Source organism: Bacillus sp. mrc49, from assembly GCF_002803435.1.
On record NZ_PHNG01000013.1, the window covers coordinates 1 to 771 of the forward strand.

The following is a 771-nucleotide window of genomic DNA, read 5'->3' on the forward strand; positions in this document are numbered from 1 at the left end:
AAAAGATCGAGAGTGAATCTTGGTATAATCGAATCCGTGAAGATGGCGATCACAAAGAGAAATTCCCTTATATCCTGAATGGGACAACCGCTGCAAAGGGGAGCGGACTTAAAGCAATCATTTTCATTGAAGAAGATGGCAGGGGAATCCTGATTACACCTAATAAAGGGCGTCAAGTCTACTTCAGGCTCAAGGAATCGATTTTGACAGGAGGTGATGGGGAAAATGGCTAAAAAAACAAAAAAGATTATTTTACTAGCTGCGATATTATTGATGATCGGTGTTCTTTCATTTACTCAATTACCTAAAGACCCTGACCCTTTCCTATCGGATAAGCAAGTCATCAAACGCATCAACTCATTTTTTTCTGAAGCCCAGCCAAAGATCATTCAAGACCGTATCTTTTTGGATGATACACATGTATTTGTTCCTTTTATTAGCGAGGATGATGGGTATGGGATGAGCTTTTGGATTTGGAAGAATAATAAATGGAGAGCAGCTTCCGTGAATGAAGGAGGTGAGCATCAGGTTTGGAATGGAGAAAAGAAATCAAAAATCATCTGGAATATCAATCCTAAAGATGAAGTTGGCGAAATCAGGTTTTTTCTAAAGAAAGAAAGGGAATTCATGGTGGCGGATGGGGTGGATACCTATCAACCAGGAATGGAAATGATGCACCGGATTACGCTTCAAGAAAAAATGTACGGAGTCGAGGAGTATCCTGATCATTGGCAGGAGCTTATGACACAATATGCGAAAATACAGGCCAAA

At 40.2% G+C, this 771-nt stretch carries 1 protein-coding gene and 1 pseudogene; both read left to right on the forward strand.

Annotation, left to right across the window (positions count from 1 at the left end; genetic code table 11):
• Positions 1-233, forward strand: a pseudogene (locus CVN76_RS00190) (hypothetical protein); the annotation flags it as partial.
• Positions 226-771: hypothetical protein (locus tag CVN76_RS00195; RefSeq protein WP_157805369.1), on the forward strand; the 546-nt coding region annotated here is incomplete at its 3' end. The pseudogene CVN76_RS00190 and the gene CVN76_RS00195, both read left to right, overlap by 8 nt.